The sequence below is a fragment of the Streptomyces sp. NRRL B-1140 genome (assembly GCF_001280065.1).
Taxonomy (GTDB): Bacteria; Actinomycetota; Actinomycetes; order Streptomycetales; family Streptomycetaceae; genus Streptomyces.
Genome location: NZ_LGEA01000180.1, coordinates 1 through 480 on the forward strand (window position 1 = coordinate 1; position 480 = coordinate 480).

Here is a 480-nt window from a genome sequence, read left to right on the forward strand (position 1 = left end):
CAGGACTTCAAGGTCGCCGACCTGTCCCTGGCCGCGTTCGGCCGCAAGGAGATCACCCTCGCCGAGCACGAGATGCCGGGCCTGATGGCGATCCGCAAGGAGTACGCCGAGGCGCAGCCGCTGGCCGGCGCCCGTGTCACCGGTTCCCTGCACATGACGGTGCAGACCGCCGTGCTCATCGAGACCCTGGTCGCCCTGGGCGCGCAGGTGCGCTGGGCGTCCTGCAACATCTTCTCCACCCAGGACCACGCGGCCGCCGCCATCGCCGTCGGCCCGGACGGCACGCCCGACAACCCGCGGGGCGTACCGGTCTTCGCCTGGAAGGGCGAGACCCTCCAGGAGTACTGGTGGTGCACCGAGCAGGCGCTGACCTGGCCGGACAGCCCCACCGGCGGCCCCAACATGATCCTGGACGACGGCGGCGACGCCACCCTCCTGGTCCACAAGGGTGTGGAGTACGAGAAGGACGGCAAGGTCCCC

Annotated in this window: 1 protein-coding gene; it reads left to right on the forward strand. The window is 70.8% G+C overall.

Annotated elements, in window-relative coordinates:
* On the forward strand, positions 1 to 480 hold a 480-nt coding region (locus ADK65_RS36560), incomplete at both ends, for an adenosylhomocysteinase (RefSeq protein ID WP_234353057.1).